Annotated in this window: 5 protein-coding genes and 1 pseudogene; 3 read left to right on the top strand and 3 right to left on the bottom strand. The window is 43.1% G+C overall.

Annotated features, from left to right (window positions below):
* Positions 1 to 269: 269 nt before the first annotated feature.
* A complete protein-coding gene (gene crtR, locus AABK37_RS26890) occupies positions 270 to 1,163 on the bottom strand; it encodes a beta-carotene hydroxylase (RefSeq protein WP_432554565.1) in 894 nt (297 codons plus the stop codon).
* A 144-nt stretch (positions 1,164 to 1,307) separates the two neighbouring features.
* On the opposite strand from crtR, the gene AABK37_RS26885 reads away from it, so the two are divergent.
* Both AABK37_RS26885 and pyk read left to right on the top strand, forming a co-directional pair.
* Complete coding sequence (locus AABK37_RS26885) at positions 1,308 to 1,484, top strand: hypothetical protein (protein ID WP_432554564.1); 177 nt, start codon at positions 1,308 to 1,310, stop codon at positions 1,482 to 1,484.
* A gap of 82 nt (positions 1,485 to 1,566) precedes the next feature.
* Complete coding sequence (pyk, locus tag AABK37_RS26880) at positions 1,567 to 3,336, top strand: pyruvate kinase (RefSeq protein WP_432554563.1); 1,770 nt, start codon at positions 1,567 to 1,569, stop codon at positions 3,334 to 3,336.
* A gap of 163 nt (positions 3,337 to 3,499) precedes the next feature.
* Here pyk and AABK37_RS26875 read toward each other — a convergent pair whose 3' ends face one another.
* The gene (locus tag AABK37_RS26875) at positions 3,500 to 4,627 is read right to left on the bottom strand and encodes a glycosyltransferase family 4 protein (RefSeq protein WP_432554562.1); all 1,128 of its coding nucleotides are present in this window, start codon (positions 4,625 to 4,627) and stop codon (positions 3,500 to 3,502) included.
* Complete coding sequence (locus AABK37_RS26870; protein WP_432554561.1) at positions 4,628 to 5,023, bottom strand: Uma2 family endonuclease; 396 nt, start codon at positions 5,021 to 5,023, stop codon at positions 4,628 to 4,630.
* Positions 5,024 to 5,180: 157 nt separating this feature from the next.
* On the opposite strand from AABK37_RS26870, the pseudogene AABK37_RS26865 reads away from it, so the two are divergent.
* A pseudogene (locus AABK37_RS26865) lies at positions 5,181 to 6,265 on the top strand (IS630 family transposase).
* The last annotated feature ends 39 nt before the right edge of the window (positions 6,266 to 6,304 follow it).

Below are 6,304 nucleotides of genomic sequence, written 5' to 3'. Positions count from 1 at the left end.
CTTCGTAGTGAGCCAGCGCGGTCTTCTCCCTTTGGGAGAGGCTAGCGCCAAGGGGAGGCAGTGCGTTGGGCGGGAAACCCGCCCACGGCACTGGCTCCCCATGAGCGACTGGCGAGGAGCGGAGGGTGAGCGGTTTACCGCTCATAACATTTTAAGGACTGAAGTCCTTACTACTTAAAGTTTGATAGATACTAAATAAACTGCTTACTCTTGTTGGATTTTAACTGGGATATTTAGTAGAGACGTTCCGATGGAACGTCTCTACTTTATTATTCTACTTTGTTGTGATGAAAGCGAATACCTAAAAAGATGTCGTAAACGAACTCGAAAAAGTCTTTCTTTTGTAACAGTCCGGAAGTTTGATGACAACCTTTTTCATCTAAAAGGGGTTTCATCATATAATATGTAGGCTGGTAATTATACCAGGGGATAGAGGGCCACAAATGATGAATTAGGTGATAATTCTGCCCCATAATCAAAATATTGAGAATTCGGTTGGGGTAAACTCTGGCATTTTTCCAGCGATCGCGTTCTTCATGAGGACGATGCGGTAGATAATCAAAAAATAATCCCAGTGCTAACCCAACTACCGCCGAAGGTATAAACCAAAAATTGAGAATGTAACCCAAAAAGTGGTATTGAACTGAGATGTAAAAAATTACCGCCACAAACAACCGACTGAGAAACCATTCTATCAGCTCATTTTTGCGCCACAGCTGCCGCTGAAAGAAAAATACCTCATGGTATAAAAAGCGGACTGGAAGCAACCACAGCGGTCCGCCAGTAGAAACATAATGGTCTGGGTCGTTTTCTGGATCGTTTACATGAGCATGATGCTGCAAATGTACCCGCGTAAACACAGGAAAGGCAAAAACGAGCATCAATGCACTGACATGTCCCAAAATGGCATTAATTACCCGGTTACGATGGGCAGACTGATGACAAGCATCGTGAATCACCGTGCCAGCTATGTGCAAAGCGATCGTATTCACACTAAAGCATAGCCAGTGCTGCCATTCCCACATCCAGTAACCGAAGTTAGATAAAACAAACATTGTCACTGCCGTTAGTAACATTAGCAGCGTGGGATTAAAATCACCCGGAGGCGCTAAAAATTCCTTCGGTGGGACTGTCAGTGGCTTTTGTGCCTCCGACGTTACCATTTTTAACTCCTTGTTAATCAAATTTTGTAATCACTACGATACAAACTCATTAATAATAAAGTTTTGTGTAGCAAGATTTATCCCCATTTTAGGATATCTGTAGCTGAATAACGATATGATTCTGTGACGAACCCTTTAGGGGAGATGGGGGGATGGGGAGATGGGGGGATGGGGGACAAGGGGGATAAGGGGGACAAGGGGGACAAGGGGGACAAGGAGACAAGGAGACAAGGAGACAATTTTTTCTCCCCATCCCATCCCCCCTCTCCCCATCCCCCCCTCTCCCCATCCTCCCCCTGCCCCACTCCCCCACTTCCCTAGCTGCTTGGATATACCAGCGACTGAAAATAGATGCCATTTAACTTAGTATGACTCCCAAGATAGATCGCGCTTATTCAGCCTTATGCAACTAAGAGATTCTCTACGCCGGACAAAAATTGTCGCTACGATTGGTCCTGCTACCAGCAGCCCAGAAATGCTCAAGGCTATTATTGAAGCTGGTGCCACGACGCTGCGGCTAAACTTTTCCCACGGTAGTCATGCCGATCATCAACGTAATATTCGCTTAATTCGGCAAACTGCCTTTGAACTAAATCAGCCTGTGGGTATTCTCCAAGACTTGCAAGGACCAAAAATTCGTTTGGGTAAGTTTGAGAATGGATCTATAGTTGTGGCAAAAGGCGATCGCTTTACTTTGACAAATCGTCCGGTGATTGGCACGCAAGATATAAGCTGCGTTACCTACGATTATTTGGCAGAGGAAGTCCCCGTTGGCGCAAAAATCCTTCTTGACGATGGACGAGTGGAAATGGTCGTGGAGGAAATTAACCGCGAAAAAGGCGATTTGCATTGTCGCATCACTGTGGCTGGTAAACTTTCTAACAGCAAGGGTGTGAACTTTCCCGGTGTTTACCTTTCAATTAAAGCGATGACTGACAAAGACCGCGAGGATCTAATGTTCGGTCTAGACCAAGGCGTAGATTGGATAGCACTTTCGTTTGTCCGCAATCCGCAGGACATGATCGAAATTAAAGAGCTAATTTCTAGCACCGGTAAACAAGTGCCAGTAATTGCCAAAATAGAAAAGCACGAAGCGATCGAACAAATGGAAGCAGTTCTGGCTTTGTGTGATGGTGTAATGGTAGCTAGAGGCGACTTAGGCGTAGAATTACCCGCAGAAGATGTTCCTATCCTGCAAAAGCGGCTGATTGCCACGGCAAATCGCATGGGAATTCCCATCATCACCGCTACCCAGATGTTAGACAGTATGGTGAACAATCCCCGTCCAACTCGCGCCGAGGTGTCGGATGTGGCAAACGCGATTTTAGATGGCACGGATGCGGTGATGCTTTCTAATGAAACTGCGGTGGGGGAATACGCAGTGGAAGCTGTAGCAACTATGGCACGAATTGCCGAACGGATTGAGCAGGAACAAGCGCGAGAATCAAATAATCGTCTCTCTAAAGATACCAGGCGATCGATTCCTAACGCCATCAGTCAAGCGGTGGGGCAAATTGCCGAGCAACTCGCAGCGGCAGCAATTATGACTTTAACGCAAACCGGCGCAACAGCTCGCAATGTCTCTAAATTCCGTCCGCAAACACCGATTTTGGCTGTAACTCCTCACGTCAATGTGGCACGGCAATTACAGTTGGTCTGGGGAGTCAAACCGCTGTTGGTGCTAGAACTGCCTTCCGCCGGTCAGACTTTTCAAGCTGCGATCAATGTTGCTCAAGAAAATCAGCTTTTGTTTGAAGGGGATTTGGTAGTGATGAGTGCTGGCACTCTCCAAGGAATTTCTGGATCGACGGATTTGATTAAAGTTGAAGTCGTGACAGCCGTATTAGGTCAAGGAATTGGACTCGGACAAGGTTCCGTCAGCGGTCGCGCACGAGTCGGTAACAGTGGCTGGGATGTGAGTAACTTTAATCACGGAGATATTTTGGTCGCCCCCCGCACAAGTGCCGATTTTGTTGATGCAATTAGAAAAGCTGCAGGTATTATTACTGAAGAGGAAAGTCTCACAAGTCACGCTGCGGTGATTGGCTTGCGTCTCGGCGTGCCGGTGATTGTTGGGGTGAAAAAAGCTACGCAAGTAATTCGCGATGGGGCAATTTTGACAATGGATATGCAACGCGGTTTAATTTACTCTGGGGCAGTGAGAACGTCCTAAATTTGTTAGGAGTTAGTTGTTAGTGGTTAGTTGTTAGGAGTTAGGAGTTAGGAGTTAGGAGTTTGGAGTTTGGAGTTTGGAGTTTGGAGTTGTTGTTCAACTATCAACTATCAACCAACAACCATCAACTATCAACTATCAACTAACAACTAACAACTAACATTCACAAATATCTTTTGAGGACTTCGACGGTGGCAAATCCGGTTTTTTCCCAACTGAATTGATTTGCCCTAATGATGCTTTGGGCAGAAAGGCGATCGCGCAATTGTCTATCAGTAGCAATTGTTTGCATTGCCTCTGTAATTTCGCACTTGTTGTAGGGATTGATGAGAATCGCTGCATCGCCGGCGACTTCTGGTAATGAGGAGAGATTCGAGGTGATGACGGGAGTGCCGCAAGCCATTGCTTCTAAAACTGGGAAACCAAAGCCTTCCCAGAGACTGGGAAAGACGAGGGCGATCGCGTTATTAATTATTTTCGGCAATTGATTGTAAGATACATAATCGAGGAATTTTACGCGATCGCTTATGTTCAATTCTTCGGCTTGTGATCGCAAAGCTGGAGTGTAACGTGCATCAGTTGATCCTGCTAACCAGAGTTCGTAGTCTTTGCAGTTAGGTATTGCAGCAAAAGCAGCAATTAGTCTATGCAGGTTCTTATAAGGGTCATGTCGCCCAATATAAAGATAGTAGAAGCGATCCTCTCCCGCTCTCCCGCTCTCCCGCTCTCCCGCTCTCCCCATCCCCCCCTCTCCCCCTCTCCCAAACAAAGGGCGAAAATGATTACCATCATGTGCTAGGGGAATAGGCGTAATTTTGCTCGCGGGAATTTGACAAAACTTAATAATGTCGTTTGCTGTAGCCTGAGAATTGCAGATAACGTGTTGTGCTTGGGCAACGACTTGGGGAATATAGTAGCGATGATAAGGCAACAAAGGTGAAAAGCGTTTGGGAAAGCGCAACGGGATAAAGTCGTGAACCATCACAACAAATCGACAGTTAGAAAATAAAGGTGCTTCCGGCAGAGGAGAAAATAAAAGTTGAGATTTTAGCTTTTTAGAGATTTGTGGCAGTTCAAATTGGGTCCAAAGTAAGCGGTTTAAATGCCCTTTTGTGCCTTGAGCCGGAGTAAGATTATCTGGTACTGGATAGCAATTAAATTCAGGATAATTTTGTGCCGTTAATAAAGTTGGGTTAATAGCTTTTAAATAGGGAAAAAGATTTGTGGCATAGTTACTTATACCTGTCGGTTTAGAAAAAACAATCGATAAGTTAACTAATATATTGCTCATTTATTCAAACTTAACTCGCTCATAAATCTGATGGTGGGGAATTTGACACTTAACTGAAACTAAATTCAAAATTTGATCTTCAGCATCAGATTCGGTGAGAAGCCAGTTTCCCTCTGGGGTTTTGCTAAACTGCTCGATATGTACTTGATATTGGTCTATCAAAATATATTCTTGAAATTCGCTAATGGAACGGTATAAAGTGAATTTATCCCCAAAGATTGCGGCTACTTGTAGATTTTGATAAAACCTCAAAGCAATAATTTGGTTATGATTAATTGAGCCTCCTGTCATTGGAACAATTTCTTTATTGCGGTATTCGTTGCGGTACTCGGTAGTTTCCTCAAGAGCGAAGTATTCCTCAATCGAGTAGTGACGGGGTGGGGTTTCTACAATCATAGCGATCGCCTGTAACTTTATAACTGAGTAAGATAATTTTAACTTAGCATTTTTGAGAAAATTTCCAGATGTTATAGCAATCCTAAATGATTTGTGAAAAATCACAGTTATGTATATGCTGAAGTAGAAGTGGGATAAGTAGAGTGTATTTTAAGCAATGGAAGAGTTGATAAATTTCATTCAAGGGAACCCAGACCCCAGAGAATTAAAGCGAGCGATCGCAGTACAGATGGTTATGCAAAACTATACCCATTCAGAAATCGGAAAAATCTTACGTGTGTCCATAGGTTTTGTTAACAAATGGAAATATATTTTTGGCGAGTCGGGTATCACAGGGCTGAAACTTAAGCATAAAGGGTCGAAAGGTTATTTGAATTGTGTGCAAAAGCAAAGTGTTATTGACTGGCTCAAACAGAAAAATTATTGGCATTTATCTGAACTTAAAGAATATGTAAAAGATAATTTTGATGTAACGATGAAGTCAAATCAAAGCTACTACGAATTATTTAGGCAGGCAAAGATTAGCTGGAAAAAGACGCAAAAAAAGAATCCTAATATTGACCCAGAATTAGTTGCAAAAAAAAACGCGAAATAATCGCTTGGTTAGATGCCCATCAACGTGAAATCGTATCTGGAGAGATGGTTGTATTCTTCGAGGATGAATGTAAGAGTGCTGTGGGGCGACATTTGCGGGTATGTTTGGGGTAATACGCTCATAACGAATTGAAATACCAGTTATTAATGAAAAACAAAGACAAACATACTTTGGTGCGCTTAACTATTATACTCAAGAGTTCATAGTCAAACCCTATAAAAAAGGTAACTCTGAGTATGCGATCGCGTTTCTTAAATACTTAATCACTCAGTATCCTAAAAGCCGTATTGCGTTAATATGGGACGGTGAGTCCAGTTGGCGGTTGCCTGTACCGTCCCGCCAAACTGGCGAACCCGGAGGGAGCAAGTTATCATCGTTCTGCGGAAATGAAAGAATACCTTGACTTGGTGAATAAAGGTCTTGATGAAGATAAATGGAAAATTACTTGTATTCGTTTTGCTCCTAACGACCCGGAACAAAACCCGGTTGAAGATATTTGGTTGCAGGCTAAAAATTTTATTCGAGAGTTTTATCATCTCTGTAAATCTTTTACTTCAGTAAAAAAAATATTTGAGATTGTAACTCATCATCAAGTTTTTGATTTTACCAAAATATTTATGTATCATTCATTTTCACGAATGATTTAGGATTGCTATAATCAATTTTTTGTCAATGCGTAAGTCCTA

The organism is Tolypothrix sp. VBCCA 56010 (assembly GCF_050875635.1).
Lineage (GTDB): Bacteria > Cyanobacteriota > Cyanobacteriia > Cyanobacteriales > Nostocaceae > Hassallia.
This window is presented reverse-complemented; position numbering and strand designations above follow the sequence as displayed.

Bases quoted from the DNA above. Each gene is read 5' to 3' on its own strand.
- crtR (WP_432554565.1), bottom strand. From the start codon at position 1,163: ATGGTAACGTCGGAGGCACAAAAGCCACTGACAGTCCCACCGAAGGAA.
- AABK37_RS26885 (WP_432554564.1), top strand. From the start codon at position 1,308: ATGGGGGGATGGGGAGATGGGGGGATGGGGGACAAGGGGGATAAGGGG.
- pyk (WP_432554563.1), top strand. From the start codon at position 1,567: ATGCAACTAAGAGATTCTCTACGCCGGACAAAAATTGTCGCTACGATT.
- AABK37_RS26875 (WP_432554562.1), bottom strand. From the start codon at position 4,627: ATGAGCAATATATTAGTTAACTTATCGATTGTTTTTTCTAAACCGACA.
- AABK37_RS26870 (WP_432554561.1), bottom strand. From the start codon at position 5,023: ATGATTGTAGAAACCCCACCCCGTCACTACTCGATTGAGGAATACTTC.